The sequence below is a fragment of the Microbulbifer maximicatervae (SeqCode) genome, from assembly GCF_052468095.1.
On record NZ_CP174332.1, the window covers coordinates 323,386 to 341,645 of the forward strand.

Annotated in this window: 13 protein-coding genes; 4 read left to right on the top strand and 9 right to left on the bottom strand. The window is 47.7% G+C overall.

Going from position 1 to position 18,260, the window contains the following annotated elements; translation table 11 throughout:
- Nucleotides 1–73: 73 nt before the first annotated feature.
- On the bottom strand, nucleotides 74–1,987 hold the full coding sequence (locus ACJJIL_RS01430; RefSeq protein ID WP_445361021.1) for an alpha-amylase family glycosyl hydrolase: 1,914 nt from the start codon (nucleotides 1,985–1,987) through the stop codon (nucleotides 74–76).
- 51 nt (nucleotides 1,988–2,038) lie between these two features.
- A complete protein-coding gene (locus tag ACJJIL_RS01435) occupies nucleotides 2,039–4,480 on the bottom strand; it encodes a glycoside hydrolase family 31 protein (protein WP_445361022.1) in 2,442 nt (813 codons plus the stop codon).
- Between the two features lie 186 nt (nucleotides 4,481–4,666).
- Here ACJJIL_RS01435 and ACJJIL_RS01440 point away from each other — a divergent pair, with 186 nt between their 5' ends.
- Both ACJJIL_RS01440 and ACJJIL_RS01445 read left to right on the top strand, forming a co-directional pair.
- Nucleotides 4,667–6,184: an MFS transporter gene (locus ACJJIL_RS01440; protein ID WP_445361023.1), complete on the top strand. Its 1,518-nt coding sequence runs from the start codon at nucleotides 4,667–4,669 to the stop codon at nucleotides 6,182–6,184.
- A gap of 177 nt (nucleotides 6,185–6,361) precedes the next feature.
- A complete protein-coding gene (locus tag ACJJIL_RS01445; RefSeq protein ID WP_445361024.1) occupies nucleotides 6,362–7,765 on the top strand; it encodes an alanine/glycine:cation symporter family protein in 1,404 nt (467 codons plus the stop codon).
- Nucleotides 7,766–7,832: 67 nt separating this feature from the next.
- Here ACJJIL_RS01445 and ACJJIL_RS01450 read toward each other — a convergent pair whose 3' ends face one another.
- From ACJJIL_RS01450 to ACJJIL_RS01460, 3 genes are all read right to left on the bottom strand, one after another.
- The gene (locus ACJJIL_RS01450) at nucleotides 7,833–8,279 is read right to left on the bottom strand and encodes a L,D-transpeptidase family protein (protein WP_238152069.1); all 447 of its coding nucleotides are present in this window, start codon (nucleotides 8,277–8,279) and stop codon (nucleotides 7,833–7,835) included.
- Entirely contained in the window at nucleotides 8,237–8,560 is a 324-nt protein-coding gene (locus ACJJIL_RS01455) for a hypothetical protein (protein ID WP_445361025.1), read from the bottom strand. The genes ACJJIL_RS01450 and ACJJIL_RS01455 overlap by 43 nt, the downstream gene beginning before the upstream one ends.
- A gap of 585 nt (nucleotides 8,561–9,145) precedes the next feature.
- Nucleotides 9,146–9,397 (bottom strand): hypothetical protein, encoded by a 252-nt coding sequence (locus tag ACJJIL_RS01460; protein ID WP_444918344.1) that lies wholly within the window; start codon nucleotides 9,395–9,397, stop codon nucleotides 9,146–9,148.
- A gap of 22 nt (nucleotides 9,398–9,419) precedes the next feature.
- Between ACJJIL_RS01460 and ACJJIL_RS01465 the strand changes: the two genes are divergently transcribed.
- The gene (locus ACJJIL_RS01465) at nucleotides 9,420–10,841 is read left to right on the top strand and encodes an aryl-sulfate sulfotransferase (RefSeq protein ID WP_445361026.1); all 1,422 of its coding nucleotides are present in this window, start codon (nucleotides 9,420–9,422) and stop codon (nucleotides 10,839–10,841) included.
- Between the two features lie 80 nt (nucleotides 10,842–10,921).
- Here the strand turns inward: ACJJIL_RS01465 and ACJJIL_RS01470 are convergent, their stop codons facing one another.
- Nucleotides 10,922–11,980, bottom strand: coding sequence for a hypothetical protein (locus ACJJIL_RS01470; RefSeq protein WP_445361027.1), 1,059 nt, complete (start codon nucleotides 11,978–11,980; stop codon nucleotides 10,922–10,924).
- Between the two features lie 298 nt (nucleotides 11,981–12,278).
- Here ACJJIL_RS01470 and ACJJIL_RS01475 point away from each other — a divergent pair, with 298 nt between their 5' ends.
- A complete protein-coding gene (locus ACJJIL_RS01475) occupies nucleotides 12,279–12,593 on the top strand; it encodes a cupin domain-containing protein (protein ID WP_444934292.1) in 315 nt (104 codons plus the stop codon).
- Nucleotides 12,594–13,398: 805 nt separating this feature from the next.
- On the opposite strand, the gene ACJJIL_RS01480 is transcribed toward ACJJIL_RS01475, so the two are convergent.
- The 3 genes from ACJJIL_RS01480 to ACJJIL_RS01490 form a co-directional block, all read right to left on the bottom strand.
- The gene (locus tag ACJJIL_RS01480; RefSeq protein WP_445361028.1) at nucleotides 13,399–14,229 is read right to left on the bottom strand and encodes a polyphosphate kinase 2 family protein; all 831 of its coding nucleotides are present in this window, start codon (nucleotides 14,227–14,229) and stop codon (nucleotides 13,399–13,401) included.
- 39 nt (nucleotides 14,230–14,268) lie between these two features.
- Nucleotides 14,269–16,794, bottom strand: a complete 2,526-nt coding sequence (locus ACJJIL_RS01485) for a plasma-membrane proton-efflux P-type ATPase (RefSeq protein WP_445361029.1) — start codon at nucleotides 16,792–16,794, stop codon at nucleotides 14,269–14,271.
- A 712-nt stretch (nucleotides 16,795–17,506) separates the two neighbouring features.
- A complete protein-coding gene (locus ACJJIL_RS01490; RefSeq protein WP_444907142.1) occupies nucleotides 17,507–18,154 on the bottom strand; it encodes an outer membrane beta-barrel protein in 648 nt (215 codons plus the stop codon).
- Nucleotides 18,155–18,260: the final 106 nt, after the last annotated feature.

The window sequence follows — 18,260 nt, forward strand, 5'->3', positions numbered from 1 at the left end:
GGGGATAAGGTGGGTATAAATTGCTGTGCTTAAGCGTTATTGGAGGGGATTAGTCCCCTCCAGGGCTGAGTGGCTATTTCTGGGGAACAGCGGATATTGCAAAGATATGGCTTTCGTAGGGTGCCAACTGGATCTTTGTGGAGGCTTGGTCTTTTTCCAAGATAAGGTTTGCCACCTTATTGGATATCTGGCTTTCAGCCAGGTAGCTGCCCGGTTGTAGTTTCCAGGCCTCTAGAAGTGCTGTAGGCAACTGAAAATTAAACTCCACTGCCCTGTTATCGAAGTTGGCGATTACCAACAATTTTTCATGTTCGCTCCAGCGGGCAAAGGAAAATTGTTTTTCACCATAGCCAGAGTTTTGCTTGCGGTTGTAGCTGTGCAAGTCCAGGTAATCGCCAAGTAAGGCCGGGCTCTGTTTGGAGAAATTAAGCAGGCGCTGGTAGAAGCTGCGCAGCTCTTTTTCTTCTTTTGTCAGCAGTGCAGTGTCAAAAGCGCCCTCATTGTTCCAGCGGCGCACACTGGGTACTGACCAGTAGTCGAAAATGGTGGTGCGGCTGGCTTTGCCGAAGCCGGTATCTTTGTTGGCGGGTTCTCCTAACTCCTGGCCAAAGTAAACCAAGGTAGGGGCTGGAGAGAGCGTGGCAGACACCAGCATTGCAGGTTTGCCTGCCTCTGGGTTGCCAGAAAATTGTGCGCTGGCAATACGCTGCTCGTCGTGGTTCTCCATAAAGCGCAACATATGAGAGGAAATATCTACCAGGCTTGCCTGTACCTCTGCGATTTTATCTGCGCTGCCCTTGTTCTCCATGACCGCACGAATAGCGTCGTAAGTACCGACTTTATCGTAGAGATAATCCATTTTGCCCAGATGCAGATAATCCCGATAGCGCTCTGGAGTATAGATTTCGGCAAGTAACAGTGTGTTGGGGTTGCGCATTTTGATGGAGGAATTCAGGTAGCTCCAGAATTCTACCGGCACCATACCGGCCATATCATAGCGGAATCCGTCCACGCCAAAGTCCAGCCAGTAGTGGGCGATATCGCGGAATTTTTTCCAGGTATCCGGGACTTTCTTGTCTGCCCAAAACTGGGCGTGGGCCCGGTAGTCGCGCTCGGCATACTCCTGGGGTAGCTCAGAAAAGTTCTTGCTGTTATCGGGGCGAACGCCAAAATTAATTTTGACGGTTTCATACCAGTCGTGCATGGCAGGTTGTGCACTGCGCGCGCCATTACCGGTCCATTTAGCTGGACTCTCTACAAACTGCCCATCGACAAGATCATTGGCTTCGCCATTGAGTGGCTGATAACTGTCTTCTGCAACGGGCACGCGGAAGTCTTCGCCCACCACATAGTAGAAATTGTTGTTGCGGGCGTAGGTGACCTGGGTGTTGTCGCCAGCTCCAAAATCCTGCACGCCTTGGGGTTTATCGAGAGAATGATAGGCGCGGGCTACATGGTTGGGCACTATATCGATAATTACTTTCAGGCCGGCCGCGTGGCTGCGTTCCACCAGTGCGCGGAATTCCTGTAATCGCTCTGCTGGGTTATTGGCCAGGTCCGGGTTTACGCTGTAGTAATCCTTGATGGCATAGGGAGAGCCGGCGCGGCCTTTGACCACATCTGGATCATCGTTACTGATACCGTATTCCGTATAGTCGCCAACGAGCGCGTGGTGCAGGGCGCCGGTGTACCAGATATGGGTGGCGCCCAGCGCGTGGATTTCATTCAGTGCTTTTGGGGTAAAGTCGGAGAACTTGCCCACACCATTCTCTTCGAGTGTGCCCCAGGGTTTGTTGGTACTGTTAGTGTTGCCAAATAAGCGCGGTAGCACTTGGTAGATAACGGCTTTTTTCTCCGCAACTTTTTCAGCGGGCTGTATTTCTTCCGGGCTGCTCTCCTGGCTGCAGCCGGCAGTGCCGAATAGAGCAGCGCCCAGTAGGGAAGCCGAAAGGAGTTTGGCAATAAACAGGGAATGTAACTTCTTCATTGTTTCCTGATGACTTTAAATTTTTTTGTCAGTGAACAGCGGTTTGCTGAATTATTGATTTTTGAGCACTAAATCCAGCGGTTCTTTGTGCCAGTCAAATTTAACCAGCAGTTGCTGCTTGCGCTTGTTGTACCAGGCCCCACGGGGTGCCTGAGCAAAGTCTTTTTCACTGTCGAAAATAGGCAGGGATTCGCCGGTAACATCAAGCTGCGCAGGCACTTGTTGCCAGTTGTGGATCTTTAAATTGACCTTGCGGGATTCCGGCATACCGGTATAACCGTCTCCTTCTCGATTAAAGGCGAAGGTTAAACCCTGCTGTTTGTTTTCAGCTGAGAAATGCAGCTTCTCGTATTTGCCTTTTTCAAAAGCCTGCGCGGTAGCGCCATCATCTTCATAAACATAGCGCTCGGACTTTGCTGCTGATGGGTGCGCGTAGTAGTCCAGGATCAGGTTTTTACTGGAGTAATCGCGGCTGCTGTGGACATCGTCAATGGTGGGAATAATGGCGCCGGCCCGCACCATTACAGGAATCGTTTTCAGGTTCACTTCTACCAGGGCCTGATCGCCAGAATATTGTTCATCAGTCCAGTAATCGAACCAGGTGCCACCGGGCAGTTTTACCGCGACCTCATCCACATCTTCTTCCACGACCGGGGCAACGAGGAAGTCCTGACCCCATAGGTAGGCATCCTTGTAGTCCAGTAGAGACAGATCACTTTCGTTTTCGAAAAACAGCGGACGCATCAGTGGCATGCCGGTCTGGCTGTTTTCGAAGGCGAGGGTGTAGTTGTAGGGCAGCAGGCGATAGCGCAGTTTTACATACTCGCGCAGGATATCGCGGGTGCGGCGATCGTGGAAAACCGGTTCGGAAGCAATATGCTCCTGGGCGTGCGGGCGGTAAACCGGTTGGAATACGCCGTACTGTAACCAGCGGATGTAGAGTTCGCGGTCAAATTTCTCACCGCCGGCAAAGCCGCCCAGGTCTGAATGGGTGTAGCCAAAGCCCAGTAAGCCCATACTCAGAGCCAATTCCACCTGGGGCTGTAAGCCACCCCATTCCCGAGCGACGTCGCCGGTCCAGGGGATCATTCCGTAGCGCTGGGAGCCGGCAAAACCGGCGCGCATCATAATAAAGGGGCGGCGCTCAGGGTGCTTTGCCGTTTGGCGTTCGTGCAGTAATTGCGCCCAGGCGTGGCCGAAGGCGTTGTGGATTTCATCGGCCATACCGATTGCGTGAACGGTATCGGAGGGATGAACTTCCGGTTCACCCAGGTCGCCCCACCAGCCGGCTACGCCCTGTTCCAATAATCCGTCGTAAATATTCCAGAACCAGTCTCGGCCATCTTCGGAGAAGACATCGATCAGGCCGGTATTGCCGAAATAGAAATTAAAACGCTTGGGCTCTCCGGCCAGGTTTTTGGCCAAGGCATTATTCGCCACGGCTTCCTGCCAGCGCTCGGAGGTGGAGAGGACAAAAGGCTCGGTCACCAGGATGGTATTGATGCCGCGTTTTTTAAGGTCGGCCATCATCTTTTCTGGTTCGGGAAAGGCTTCCTTGTCCCAGGCAAGATTGCCCATATGACCTTTTATATCTGGGCCAAACCAGTAGAGGTCCAACACCAGGGCGTCCAGGGGAAAATCTTCTTCGGCAAACTTATCCACGGTTGCGCGGACTTCAGCTTCGCTGTGATAGCCAAAGCGCGAGGCGAAGTTACCCAGGGCCCAACGGGGTGGCAGGGGCTGTTTGCCGGTGGTGGATACATAATTTTCCAGCAACTGTGGATAAGTCTCACCGGCTACCACGATGTAAGCGGTGCGCCCAGCTACAGCTTCAAATTGCAGGATATCTTCTTCGTTTGCGCCCAGATCCAGGGTGCCGGTGGCAGAGTTGTCGAACAGCAGAATGTATTTGTTGCTGGACAGTACTGCTGGCAGGGAAAAATACATCTGGTTGGATTCGGTGGTGTATCCGTAATGGGCACGGTTATATAGGGGCAGGCGTTGACCGCGGCGGTCCATCCCCATAACCCGCTCTCCGCCACCCAGCAGTTTTTCCTCTGGCGACAGTGCAAAACGGAATCCGCGCATCGTCTCGGTGGCAAAGAAACCACTCTCTTCACTCAGGATTTGTTCGCTACCGCGCAAGTACTCGATTCGGAAGGGATACTTGTGGATGACTGCAGTAAGCGAGCCAGTGCGGTAAACGAGCTTGTCCCCTTGTTGCTCCAGCGTCGCCTCGGATCGGCCGGCAGAATTGGTGGCCAACGCGAATGAGGGCAACTGCTTCAGGCCTTCGCGGCGATAGTGCACCGATAGCGCTGACGGACCAACCGGGGTGAGGGTGACCTCGCCCTCACTCGTCTGTACAGTTAGTGAGTCTTCGCTCATGGTGTGATCGCGGTAGTTGCGCTGTTCAGCGGCCAGGGATTGAGCGCTCAGGCAGAGTGTAGCTGCGAGACACACCAGGCGCAGGAGAGGGAGTTTTAGGATCATCGCGCGGGACTTCAGTTGCTTGATTAGGATTCACAGTTTCGTGTTGGCCCGGCGTATACGCATGGGCCTGAGTTTATCCTAAAGCGAAGGATCTGGCCCGCATCCTCCCCTATGGGGGAGGATGGATGCTCCGGGAGTGCGTGTGAGAATGGCAGAATAAGCATAACTAGTGATGCGGTGACCTCTATGACCCAATCAGCAAGCAGCGCCGTTGCGCCGCAAGCCCAGCAACCGCGCTTACCCTTTTGGCAGGTGTGGAATGTCAGTCTCGGTTTTCTCGGGGTGCAATTTGGCTTTTCTCTGCAAAATGCCAATGCCAGTAGAATCTTGTCTGATCTAGGGGCGGACCTTCACTCCCTGTCTCTATTCTGGATAGTGGCGCCGCTAATGGGACTGATCGTACAGCCGTTCGTGGGTTCGGCTTCGGACCGGACCTGGAGTCGCTTCGGTCGCCGCAACCCCTTTATCCTTTTTGGTGCCATCGCCGCAGCCCTGGGGATGGCGTTTATGCCCAATGCCGGGATTGTGGTGGCGATAGTGGCCCCCATTATCTTTGGCGGCGTTATGTTGGCCCTGATGGACGCGGCCTTTAACGTGACCATGCAGCCTTTCCGCGCCCTGGTATCCGACATGGTGCCATCAGAGCAGCGCACCCTGGGTTACTCGATACAGTCTTTGCTGATTAACATTGGCGCCATCTTCGGTTCCATGTTGCCATTCATCCTGACTAATGTGATTGGTCTGGAAAATACTGCCCGTGCGGGAGAGGTGGCGCCCTCCGTTATATGGGCTTTCTATATCGGCGCCACAGTGCTGCTGGGTAGTGTGTTGTGGACTGTGCTGCGCACCAAGGAGTATCCGCCGGAGCAGTACAATGCCTATAAAGGTCTCGACTCCGCGCAACTTGAGCGGGAGAGACAGCAAAAAGTCCCACTGGCAAAGCGCTTGATCGGTTTTTTCCAGCTGCTAATTAAAATGCCGCGCACTATGCGCCAGCTGGCCCTGGTGCAATTCTTCTCCTGGTTTGCCCTGTTTATTATGTGGGTTTACACCACGCCTGCGATCACTCAGCACGTTTGGGGAGTGGAAGCCAAGTGGTTTGATCCCGCCTATCTGGAAAGCGTCAAAGAAATTCCCGCACATATCGCTGCCGCTAAGGGTGCTGCCGGTGACTGGGTAGGAATTATTTTTGCTGCTTACTCCCTGTTTGCAGCGATCTTCTCTATTGTCCTGGCCCGTTTGTCTCAGGTGCTGGGGCGTAAGCTCACTTATTCCCTATCGCTGGCACTGGGCGGTTTGGGATACATCAGCTTCCTGTTCTTCCAGGGGGGCGATCCCACACAGGTGAATCTGTTGATTACAGAAGTTTCCGTACCCAGTGGAGCCCTGGGATTATTGCTACCGATGGTGGGTGTGGGCATTGCCTGGGCCGCTATTTTGGCCATGCCCTATGCGATCCTCTCCGACTCGCTGCCGGCGGATAAGACCGGTGTTTATATGGGGATTTTTAATTTCACTATCGCCGCACCACAAATTGTTTCTGCCCTGGTAGCTGGTTTGATATTGAAAACAGTTTTCGAAAACCAGGCAATTTACATCATTGTTTTGGCGGGGGTGTGTATGTTGCTTGGCGCTATATCGGTGGCGCTGGTGAGGGAGAGTTCAGAACCCGAGCCCGCATTAAAGGCAACTACTACAGCTTGATAAAAAGTTGTAAAAGATCGTTAGAAAAGCCCCTATTTGGGGCTTTTTTATTGCCGGGATTCCAGGTTTTCCCAAAGTTTTCGCATTTATGGGGCTGCGGAGTTTTATGGCAGCATTTTGACAGTCTGGTGTGAGCGTACCTAGACTGGGCGGATCTCACCGGAAATGAATTAAATTATGTCGATATTCCCTGCAATTGATCAGGCATTAGAGGCTTTTGCCAGTTTTGTCTGGGGTCCCCCCTTATTGGTGCTACTCGTTGGTGGCGGCCTCGCGCTATTAATCTATTCTCGTGGCCGTCCCTACCGCCATCTTGGGCACAGTATTGGGCTTTTAAGTGGCCGATACGATGACCCCAATGACCCTGGCCAAGTGAATCATAGCCAAGCGCTATCCACAGCGCTTTCGGGAACCCTGGGACTTGGCAATATTTCCGGGGTTGCCATCGCAATTACGGTTGGTGGGCCTGGTGCGATTTTCTGGATGTGGGTAACTGCCCTGGTGGGGGTGGCTACCAAGTTCTATACAGCAACGCTGGCGGTGATGTTTCGCGGTCGCGATGCCTCCGGGGAACTGCAAGGTGGCCCCATGTATGTTATTCGCGAGGGGTTGGGCCGACGCTGGATGCCGCTCGCAGTACTGTTTGCCGTGGCGGGACTCTGCGGTATGTTGCCGGTGTTTCAGTCCAATCAAACCACGCAGCTACTGCGGGAGTCTTTTGCTGAGCCCTTGGGTTGGGTAGCGCCCGGAGGTTCACTCACTTTTGATTTTGTTATTGGCTTATTAATTGCTGTTGCATCGGCCTACGTTATTGCCGGTCGTATCCAGCGTATCGGTAAATTCTCCGCAAGAGTAGTGCCGGGCATGGTACTGTTTTATCTGGGCATGACTCTTGTGGTGATTGCCAGCTTCTGGGAGCAGGTACCGGCAGCATTTGCGCTGATCTTCTCGGATGCTTTCAGTGGTCAAGCTATTGCTGGAGGTACTCTGGGTTCGGTAATCACAGTAGGGGTAAGCCGGGGCGCATTTTCCAATGAGGCGGGTATAGGCACAGAATCTTTGGCCCATGGTGCAGCGAAAACCCGTGAGCCCGTTCGAGAAGGCGTGGTTGCCATGCTGGGCCCCATTGTAGACACACTGGTTATCTGCACTTGCACTGCCCTGGTGATACTACTGACTGGCGCTTGGCAGCAGGAAGGGGATATTGCCGGCGTTACCTTGACTGCACAGGCATTTTCTCAGGTGTTTGGGCAGTTCGGCCCAATTTTGCTACTGCTAATGGTCCTTCCGCTGGCTTTCAGCACTATCGTTACCTGCTGGTATTACGGTATGAAGTGCTATGTTTTTCTTTTCGGTGGCCGCTGGCAGGGTCTTTATACCGGACTCTACATGGTGCTGATTATATTGGGTGCGGTGGCTTCTTTAAGTGCGGTAAACAGCATCATCATCGGGATGTATGCGGTAATGGCGATTCCAACAATGGTGTCTACTTTATTGCTGGCAAGGCATGTTAATCGAGCGGCGCACGATTATTTTACCCGTATGGATTTAACAAAGAGAAAAGAGGCCGAGGCCTCCTAATTAAAAAAGGCGGACTAAATAGTCCGCCTTTTTTATGGTTGGTAAAAATTTACCTGTTACTTCCAACTTAAGGCACCACGGACACCTTGGTACCAACCTTGGCGTGGGCATAAAAAATCTTAGCCATATGCCAGGGGATACGAATACAGCCATGAGAGGCGGGATATCCCGGGACGTGGCCGGCATGCATGGTAACGGGGCCATTGATACGCATCATGTAATCCATAGATGCCCCGCGGAATCGAGAACCCGCAGGTTTGCGGTGGCGGCGCACATCCACATTGCTGCGCATTACATAGCCCCGTGGGCTGATGTAGTGACCGTACAGATTTGATCGATGGCTGTATTTCTTCTGTGAAATACGGAAGTTACCGGTAGGTGTGCGGTGTCCGGGTTTGCCAGTAGATACCGGGGACATACCGGCCAGACGCCCGCCCTTATAGAAGTATGCCATTTGATCACTGAGGTCGATCACAATACGCGGTGTTCCCTGAATATTGGATTTAAACCACATATGGCGGCTATGCCGTGGATTCGCCGCGTATCTGGAATGTGTTCCGTATCTGGAGTGAGCCCGATAATTCCTGTTGTATCGGGAATGCGCCCTGTAATTTCTGTTGTATCGGGGGTGTGCTCTGTAGTCCCGGTTGTGCCTTGAGTGCGATCTGTAATTCCTGCTATGCCGTGAATTTGCTCGGTAGTCCCTGCTATACCTGGAGTGTGCTCCGTAGTTTCCATGTCCATGTTGAGCGCTGTATCGCGAATTATAGCGGGAATTGGAATAATCCACGGCATAGGTCAGTGGGGCAAGAATTGCAGATCCCACAATCACTACGGCAGCGGCGAATGATGATTTTTTGCGTAGAGATCCCTTCTGTTTCGTGGAAATGGATTGATGATTTTGCAGCGAAGATCGGCTATGCATTACACACCTCTCTACTACCAGTGGGCCGTGTAAACAACCGTGGATTTTGAATCCAGCTACAGTTTGTCTTAGGGCAAGTATTTCTGCCCTACTACAGGGACAAGTCCATAGCTGGTGATTTCCCCAAAGCAGATAACCGTATACTCGGCCTCGGCTGCGGGTTGGTACTGCGGCGGCATGAACCACTACAAGTCCAAGGGATGGTAAGGTGGGTCTTAAGGGCTGGTGACAACAAAAAGGAATATACTGAGGTTCTCTTAGAGGATGCTCTTCTATTTGTTAGTGATTTTTAGGGATTTTGTCTTAGTTGCTAAGGTTTTATGAGTAATCTACCGTAACTTGCGAGTCAATTTCCAGCGTTCTTGAACCACGCCAGAATAATAGAAATAGCGTTCAAAAAGTTTTTATTATTTATTTCATCTTAGTAAGTGTCGCGACTATATCGTTATCCAAAATTATCCCCATTTCTCATTCTTGTTGTGCGGGCCATTGCGCATTAGAAAATTGAATGAAGAAATTTCCTTTTCGGGATCGCTAAAATATTTCTTTCTGGTTTGAAAACCAAGTAAACGAATCCACCCTTTTTGCGTTATGTGATAGCTGATTATTGGAAGCTCCCCTGAAAATGAAATACCAGGGTAGGGATGATTACTTTTAATATTTATTAAATAGGATTTGGCTATGACTGGAAGATCGACGTTACCCATATTTTTTCTAGTATGTATTGTAATGCTGTACAGCAATCCGGGCGTGAGTGTTGAGGTAGAGCAAGCGAATGAAGCTCTGCTTGCTTTGGATGACGAAGTAGAATTAACCCTTTCGATGCATCCACTAAATAGTTTAATGGTGAATGCGCAAGTATCGACTAGCAGTGAGTCGCGAGTGGCGATCAGGATCAACTCGGCGGTAACCGACCGTCGGCGAACAAATTATACCGACTGGGGCACAGAGCATGATATGACCCTAGTAGGTTTAAGGGCCGATACCACTTACCGTTTTACTGCACTGGCAATGCTGGAAAGTGGAGACGTTGTGCAGAGTTCGACTATTTCTTTCAAGACTGGTTCGTTACCTGAAGGCGCTCCCCCAGTTGAGGTAACTACATTTACAGAGCAAAGCGAAGGAGGTGTAACTATTTTTGCACCTTCAGGTGACAGGGATAATACCTTTTGGGGATTCGATGAGGAGGGTGAGGTTGTCTGGTACCTTCACGGAGATGTTCCTCTAACCGGAGCTCCGGTAGTGCGCAATTTACAGGATGGCAATTTAATGTTGCTGTTGGATCAGGAAGCAAGGATTATCTCCTTTGCTGGTGAAACGCTGCAATCATTTGAGCTGCCAGCCTATCACCACGATGCAATTCTTCTTGAAAATGGAAATCTACTGGTATTAACAAACGCCTATGAAACAATTGATGGTCAATTGATAAAAGGAGATGCGATTCTTGAAGTGGATGGGCAGGGCAATACTGTATGGGAATGGTCTGCATTCGATCATCTCGATACTCAGCGTTTCCCCGGTGAGTTAGCCAATCGAGAAGCGAGCAATGGTGCGCTGGATTGGACTCACTCTAACTCGTTACACTATATTTCTGCCGATAATTCGATTTTACTGTCAAGTCGCTCTCAAAGCTGGGTGGTCAATATTGATCATAATAGTGGCGAAGTAAACTGGATTATGGGTAGGGATTTGGATGCTTCCGAGGGATTTCTTGAGAAATTATTTTCATTGCAAGATGGCACCTGGATGGCTTCTCAGCATGCAGCTATGCTTGCGTCAGACGGAGACATTCTGATTTACGATAATAGGAATGAGTCCGAATACAGTGGTGAGGTCTATAATAGCCGCGCAGTGAAATTCTCTTTAAACACAGAGGAAATGGTGGCAGTGCAAACTTGGGAGTACGTTGCACCAAAGTACACCAATTCTTTAGGGGATGTAGATGAACTTCCCGGTGGGAATATTCTACTTTGCGCGGGCGGCCCATCCAGTGCTAGTACCGGCAACAATAGAGATGCATATATTGTTGAAATCGCCGGCGATCAGACTGCAGAGACGGTTTGGGAGATGATAGTCAATGATACGAGTGTATATCGTGCTGAGCGTTTTACTTGGAATGATATATCAGTGGTAAGTGATTTATCGCTTTAGATCCTCTAAATAGTTAGGCGCCAGTAACATACTTTGTTGCTGGCGATCCTTATTAAAGGACTTCTAACCAGATTTGGCAATCAGTGCTCTATAGCATTGATTATGTTTCTAAAGCGGTATTCCCCCAGTAACTGTTGAATATCACTAGATAGGGCTTGAAGTGTTTTAATTAAATATGGCTTTAGCGTGATAATGTTAGGCTTTTTTTTGGGAAGTTTATGATTTGATGGAAACAGTTCTTCACCTCCTTCGAGGAACTCATCATTTATTTTTTTATTTTCCTGTGAATATCGATCTAAAAAATTAGCTCTATCTTCATCAGAGTTCCATAGGTGTGGTGATCTTGGTAGTGTTCGTTTGATTATATTTTGTGTATTGCTAGATTTTATCCATTTCAATAGTTTTGCATTTTCAGATTTTGAGTGTATTTGCTGGTTTAATATCTGTTTTAAAGCGGCCTCTTCATTTGATAGGCTCTCTCTTATGATTTTGTTAGAGTTTGGTAGGCCGGAAATCCCTAGAGCACGAAAGAAATTAACTGGTAGGTCGCCATTACATAGCTGCTCGTAAATGAGTATTTGTATATTGGGAAAGAACTTTTTGAATGCTGCTATATTTTTATAAAAGTTCAGGTTTCTACCTTCTATCTTTGATAGGAACTCCTTGAATGGCAGTTTCGCTAGTGGAGATACTCCTTTCATAATATGTTCTTTGTATAGAGACTGGGCAAAATTATCTTGTCTGCGCAAGGTTAAGATGATTTTAGTTTGCTCTGGGGGTAATGTGTTGGAGAGTTGTTCTAAATAATGGTGCCGAGCCTCAATCCAGGAGCAATCTTTTGTTTTATAAGTATGTCGACAAATAGGCTCTGCACTAATTAATAGATCAAGGTTGTTTTTCTGCGACTTTGACTTCCAGTCATATGCTAGCAACTTTCCTCTGGAGATAGGTGGACTTTCAGGGTGATCGGAAAATGAGTGTGCAAAAAGATGGTGACCCTTATCTATGCTAATTAAATTTCGATGAATAATGGGATATAAAATACCTTTACTTCTTAACAGCCTTCTATATTTATAGGCGTAACATTGTATTGCTGTGGTGCCGGTTTTATGTAGCCCTGAATGTAAATATATAGTCATTATATGTTCTTTGTGTTTTATAGATCGTGATCTGGTATCTACTGCTGTTTAATAGGTGCTCATATCTATTTCGAATGATCTATTTTATATTTTATGTGAGTGTTGTGTTTTGGGGGCGTCAAAGAGCCAATATTGAAGGTTTAGTAAAAGATATTCTATTTTCTGGTCTCGGGCTCATTTTGATTTCGGTTGGCGTATGTTTTTCTATATTAATCCCAATTGTAGAGTCTATTGGTTTTAGTATAGTTGTATTTTTGTAAATTGTTTTTTCATGCCGATTTAATGTTAGGGGAGACTTATGGGTAATTTTTTCACTCAGCTACCAGGTGATCACTCTAGGGAGCATTTTGAGAGTTTGCTAGAGGGGAAAAGCTGCAGGGTTGAGCGGATTGTATCTTACGGGCAGTCCTCGCCTGAAACAGGGTGGTATGATCAAGATGAGCATGAGTGGGTGTTAGTACTTTCCGGTTATGGTGTTATTAAAATGGAAAATGGTGAGAGGCACCATCTGGGGAAGGGGGATAACTTGTTGATTAGGGCAAATCAAAGGCACCGGGTGGTGGAGACAGCTGCAGATGAGGCCACTATATGGTTAGCAGTTTTCTTTCAGTGAAGCAGTTATCTTTTAAGATATAAATCTTATGAGCTCCTATCGAGAGTTCTATACCTACCAATGTAAATCGGATCTAAAGTCCTCTGGCGAGTTAGTATTGTTAGCTTTAAGACAGGTGTGTCTACTGACTAGCAGGTCAGCCTGTGCATATCTCCATATACCGAAGAGGCCTGTTAAAATTTTCGGGGCTTTGCTTAAATTGGATAGCTTTAATTTGGTCTGATCGTTTGATACCAAGTCAAATCCTTTTCTGCCAGGTAGTTTATACTACCTGGTTTTTTATTTTAGTCTTACGTCAAGCAGTGATATCTGCATAGATTTTATAAAATTTTATTTTTGGTTATCTATAATCAGATCGACGGCTGGAGTATCTAGCGGTTATACCCTATGTATGTCTATTCGAGAGATCTTTTTTATGGGCTAGGCCTTGGGGTGAATTTTTTATAGAAAACTACGCTGCAGTATATTTAGTACTAGGACGAAAAGCTTCAATAGTTATGGGTGGATAAATTCTGCGATAGAAGATAATTTCATTATCCCTGATTATGAATTTGGGTGAACGATATACAGTTATTTGCTACTGATAACAATTGAATACTTATTTGGGGTCAGTGGCCAGAGGAAAATGATACTGCAGCTGATTTCGTATTGAGGCAGAGTGACTTTGTATAATTTATTGAGAATGACGGCGAGCTGCCCAGCGCATCCACTTTAATTCCTCTGATAGAAATCTATGATTAAAAGATAACTTGTTTATTAAAGGTTTAAGGAATAATAGAACCTTAATTTTTTAGCTTTTAATTTGTTAAGAATTCTTAAGTTGATGATACTTGGTTTTTATCTCTTCCAGGTTGACAGTGGGGGCAGGGAACTGTGGATTTAATTTTTTTAATGCTTCAGAAATAATCGAGGCTACGGCCAAGTCCCGGAACCATTTGTGGTTTGCGGGGATAACAAACCAGGGCGCGTATTCGGTGCTGCATTGATTTAGCATATCTTCAAAAGCACATATATACTCATCCCAATATTTTGCCTCAGTATAATCACTTTCGCTGATTTTCCACTGTTTGGCGGGATCATCAATACGTTGCTTGAATCTATCCAACTGCTCATCCTGACTGATATATAGGAAAAATTTCAGTATTATTGTGTTACTTTCAGAGAGTAATTTCTCGAAGTTATTAATTTGATCATAGCGCTCACTCCAAATGTCCATTGGAACCAGGCTATGCACTCGTTCAATCAGTACGCCCTCATACTGAGAGCGGTTGAAGATTGATATATGCCCCCGGGCAGGGGTTACTTTGTGATATCGCCATAAGAAATCATGCTCGCTCTCTTCTTTTGAAGGTTCCTTAAAGGAAATCGCTCTACACATTTGTGGATTTGTTGCGCCTAATACATGCTTGATGGTGCCATCTTTCCCCGAGGCATCTATTCCCTGCAAGCAGATAAGTAGAGATGTTTTACGCTCAGCGTAAAGCTTGTAAGTGAATGAACGTATCTGCTCATCTATACGCTGGGTATCTGGGAGTGCCTCTTCACGACTTTCGTAACAATGTTTGAAGCCCGGATCTATTTCGGAGAGCTTTATCTTGCTGCCAGGCTTTACCCTGAAATCTTCGAAACAATTCATAGTTCGACTGCCTACCTTTTTTAGGCTTTTGTAGATGGCTCAGATATCACTTAATCTTCGATAAAGAAGTTTCTTGACCAGGTCCAGGAAAAACATCCAGATAATCATGTATAGCCATACCAGACCGATTATAGTCCAGGGTATTGCCGGCACCAGCCAGCCGAATCCACACATCAGCACGGTAAATGCTTGGGTGCCAACAATTGCGATAAACAGAGGGAAAGCGGGTAGTGGTTTGGAAAAGAAAGCTGTACGAGAGCGCACAACGAATAACAGTAGATGTCCACCCGCTACGATCTGTAAAAATACGATAGTTTGAATTTGCTCTTTATTTAATGCGATCCAGGATTGCCAGTTGGTGTTATTGAGCCATTCCATTCCAATAAAGAGAATACCCATTGTTTGAGCAATAGAAAAAAGGCCGATAATACTGGAGCCCAGTAATAGGTCTCGCATTTGCCAATGCACAGGTTCCTTGGGAAGCAGAGTATTATCGTAGGCAATGGTCATAATGGGGATGTCATCAAGAAGAGCCACTAGTACGATCATAACCGGGGTTAGGGGCGAGAAGCCGAACATTATGGTAGCAAAGACAACCACGACCATAATATCCAGGGTCATGGATACCCGGAAAAGTACGTAGTTAATAATGCGTTCAAATATTTTTCGGGCTTCATCGATGGCATCGACGATGGTTGATAGTCCGGGAGAGGTCAAGATAATGGCTGCAGCCGCGCGTGCGGCGTCGGTTGCTCCGCTAACGGCGATACCGCAGTCAGCTTGCTTAAGGGCCGGCGCATCGTTTACACCATCGCCAGTCATGGCAACCTGGTGACCTCTGCCTTGCAATGCTTTCACAATGGCATATTTATGTTCCGGAAAAACCCGCCCAAACCCATCTGCACGTTCAACGGTGTCTACGATAGTAGATGGCAGGTGGTCCATATCCTGGGACTTTGTAAACACACTACTGGCAGCGAAAATATTTGTTCCAATACCGACTTGGGTGGCGATTTCCTTGCCGATAGCCACATCGTCGCCCGTAATCATTTTTACTTGAAGCCCGTGTTCCCGTGCGCGGTGAATAGTGTCTTTGGAGTCATCCCGAGGTGGGTCTTCAAGAGACAGAATACCCAGGAATTGCCACGGTGAGCCGTTTGCCTTCTGCGCAACGCCGAGGGAGCGCAGTCCCCTGGAGGCCTGTTGTTGCACACAAGCAGCGGCTTTGTCGGCCTTCGCACCACTCAAGTTACATAAGTCGACAATAGCCTGGGGGGCCCCTTTGCTGAAATATAGGGTTTGCCCATCCTGATTCTGAACCTTGACTTCAGTGCGTTTGCTCACCGGATCAAAGGGAGTGAATTCCTCAACCTTATATTTCTTCAGTTCTTCCTTATTTTTCAGGCCGGCAAAAATTGCTTGATCAATTGGATCACTGGAGCCTGCTTCAGATGCGATAGCGGCGGCAAGAATTAACTGGTCGTTCTTTTTCGCGCTGAATAAGGTAGGTTCTTCGAGACACAATTGGTTCTTGGTGAGGGTGCCGGTTTTGTCTGAGCAGAGGATATCAACACCAGCCAACTCTTCGATGGACTCCAGCCGCGAGACGATCGCTTTTTTACGGGATAGCGCCAGGGCACCGAGAGCATTGGTCACAGTGATGACCGAAGGCATGGCAACGGGAATCGATGCGATCAGCAACACCAGTACAGTGCGGAGAATATTGATGATATCTGACCAGTGCCATGTTTCGGCGACCACGATATCGCGGTATAACTCTGTGCCCACCAGAATAACGGCCAGCACCAAACACAGCACGATGAGGAAGTCACCGATATGGGTGACGGCTTTCTGCGAATGTGAGGCACTTTGCCCTGCGCCGGCAACAAGTTGGGCGGTGCGCCCAAAGAATGTATTGTGCCCGGTACCAATGACAACAGCGGTCATCTCCCCCCGTTTGGCGATACTGCTGGAATAGCCAATATCACCGATGCTCTTACTGACGGGTAGAGATTCTCCGGTAAGGGCGGCCTGATCAATACTGATGGATTTCCCTTCGGTAAAGCGCACATCAGCAGGCACGACTTGCCCTAGCTTGATTCGCACTATATCGCCTGGGACCACCATCGCCGCATCGATAGATTGATACTCCCCATCCCTTAATACATTGGCTTTGGGGGCCATGCTGGCCTTCAGTGCTGCCAGCGCATTGGCAGCTTTGTGTTCCTGCCAAAACCCGGCAATCGCGTTGTACAACAGCAGGGCCATAATGATGGCGAAATCGGGCCAGTGGCCAATTAATGCAGAGAGCAATGCGGCCGCTTCAATCATCCAGGGAATGGGGCCCCAGAAAAATCGCAAAAACTTAGCGAGTGCGCTTTGCTCCTTCTCCTGAATGGCATTGTGACCATATTTTTGCAGGCGGGCGCTAGCTTCATTTTTGGTGAGGCCGGCGGGTGATGTGTTTAGTTCAGTGTAAACTGCATCAATATCAGTGTTCTGCAAATCCAGCGATTGCTGGTCGCTGTTGTTTTGATTATTTGGCGATGATTCTTGACCTTGCACTTTGGGTTTCCCAATGACAAAGGTTTACCTGTGGAGTCTGTTCCAGCACTAGATAACTCAATCTAGCAGTTTGCGCCATTCGCTATGTGGACATTGGTGACGGTGGTAAGAGAAATTTGAAGGTGTAGAGTTAAAGGTAAAATAGCCGGCATTAAGCTGGCGTGAAAAACCATTATTTCTGCGGGCTATTGAAAGGGATATATCCGTGACAACTGATTAAGCTGCAGGGTCAGCCTATATTGATAACGTCGCGGTTTTTCTACGGGGTTTCGAATAGCAATCCGTGCTGTAGTCCTTGGCCAACAAGCCTAAGGTATAGGCCATATGCAGGTGCTTTCAGTATATGCCTAAGTTCTATTTAGCTTATAGTGCATTTCATGATAGGCCAAAACCCAACTATATAGGGTATCTACTATTAGTAGGTAAGTCCTAACCCTAGTGTTTAGGCGAACAGCACTAATTTGTTAAGCATCTACTTTTCAAGAGCGATATTAAATCAAGGATGCCACGTACCCATCTCGGTTGCTTGAACCACTGGCCGTTAAGTGAGGACTCACAGCGATGACGATGGACATTTAGGTTGCTCTGTTATCATACCACTCGATCTATCCGTGAGTATTGGCTCTAGATCGAGATGTATCAAGGATCTGATACTATTTTAAAAATAGCGCGGCCCTCGATGAGGCCGCCTTCGAATCTGTAAACTGATTATTCAGAAATTATAGCTAAGCGCTAATGCAGAGAAAGATGGGGTTTCATTATCGACGTTATAGATTGTGTGTTCCAGGATTATGGCCCAATTCTGATAATTCCAACCTGCTGCTATCCCATAGTACCAATCGTAACCATCGTTGCGCCATTTGCTTGATTCTGAGTATTCAACAGGTCCCCCGCTACCTGGAGCACCAATAACAGTTGGGGCCGCAAGGTACTCCAAATACTCCCCTTTGAATTTATATTTAACATCCCAGCGCTGATATCCAAATCGAAGCCCTGTATATAATGCTTTTTTCGTATCAGTAGAAATAGATAAGCCTAGTGTCTTTAACTTAATCTCTGAGCTGAGGTTTTCTGTAATGCTAAAGTTAGTATCTGTACTTGAGTAGTGGTACATTCCACTAGATTTTCCTAAATCGCTAAATCCACCTTCTAAAGCGAGAAACCTATTGATCCGGTAACCGGCTGAAAAGCTCCAGCCTTCTGAATCTGACAGTGAATAATCATAACTATCTATAACTTCTTGGGCTTCAATATCTGTGTCAACGCTGCCATAAGATATTCTTAAGTAGTAATTGTCTTCCTGAGCGATGGTATTACTTGTGGCAAATAGAGCGAATAAAAAAAAGGTTGTTTTTTTCAAGAGTTTCTCCGTAAGTAACGCTTCGCACAAAGAGAGCGATTGCTGCGACTTGTATGGTTGTTCTTAATCGATTCTGATGTTGAAAATCCTTTTCGCTAACGGGTAA

Bases quoted from the DNA above. Each gene is read 5' to 3' on its own strand.
- ACJJIL_RS01465 (WP_445361026.1), top strand. From the start codon at position 9,420: ATGCTGTACAGCAATCCGGGCGTGAGTGTTGAGGTAGAGCAAGCGAAT.
- ACJJIL_RS01450 (WP_238152069.1), bottom strand. From the start codon at position 8,279: ATGTGGTTTAAATCCAATATTCAGGGAACACCGCGTATTGTGATCGAC.
- ACJJIL_RS01455 (WP_445361025.1), bottom strand. From the start codon at position 8,560: ATGCCGTGGATTATTCCAATTCCCGCTATAATTCGCGATACAGCGCTC.
- ACJJIL_RS01480 (WP_445361028.1), bottom strand. From the start codon at position 14,229: ATGAATTGTTTCGAAGATTTCAGGGTAAAGCCTGGCAGCAAGATAAAG.
- ACJJIL_RS01475 (WP_444934292.1), top strand. From the start codon at position 12,279: ATGGGTAATTTTTTCACTCAGCTACCAGGTGATCACTCTAGGGAGCAT.
- ACJJIL_RS01445 (WP_445361024.1), top strand. From the start codon at position 6,362: ATGTCGATATTCCCTGCAATTGATCAGGCATTAGAGGCTTTTGCCAGT.
- ACJJIL_RS01470 (WP_445361027.1), bottom strand. From the start codon at position 11,980: ATGACTATATATTTACATTCAGGGCTACATAAAACCGGCACCACAGCA.
- ACJJIL_RS01440 (WP_445361023.1), top strand. From the start codon at position 4,667: ATGACCCAATCAGCAAGCAGCGCCGTTGCGCCGCAAGCCCAGCAACCG.
- ACJJIL_RS01435 (WP_445361022.1), bottom strand. From the start codon at position 4,480: ATGATCCTAAAACTCCCTCTCCTGCGCCTGGTGTGTCTCGCAGCTACA.
- ACJJIL_RS01430 (WP_445361021.1), bottom strand. From the start codon at position 1,987: ATGAAGAAGTTACATTCCCTGTTTATTGCCAAACTCCTTTCGGCTTCC.
- ACJJIL_RS01460 (WP_444918344.1), bottom strand. From the start codon at position 9,397: ATGGGTAACGTCGATCTTCCAGTCATAGCCAAATCCTATTTAATAAAT.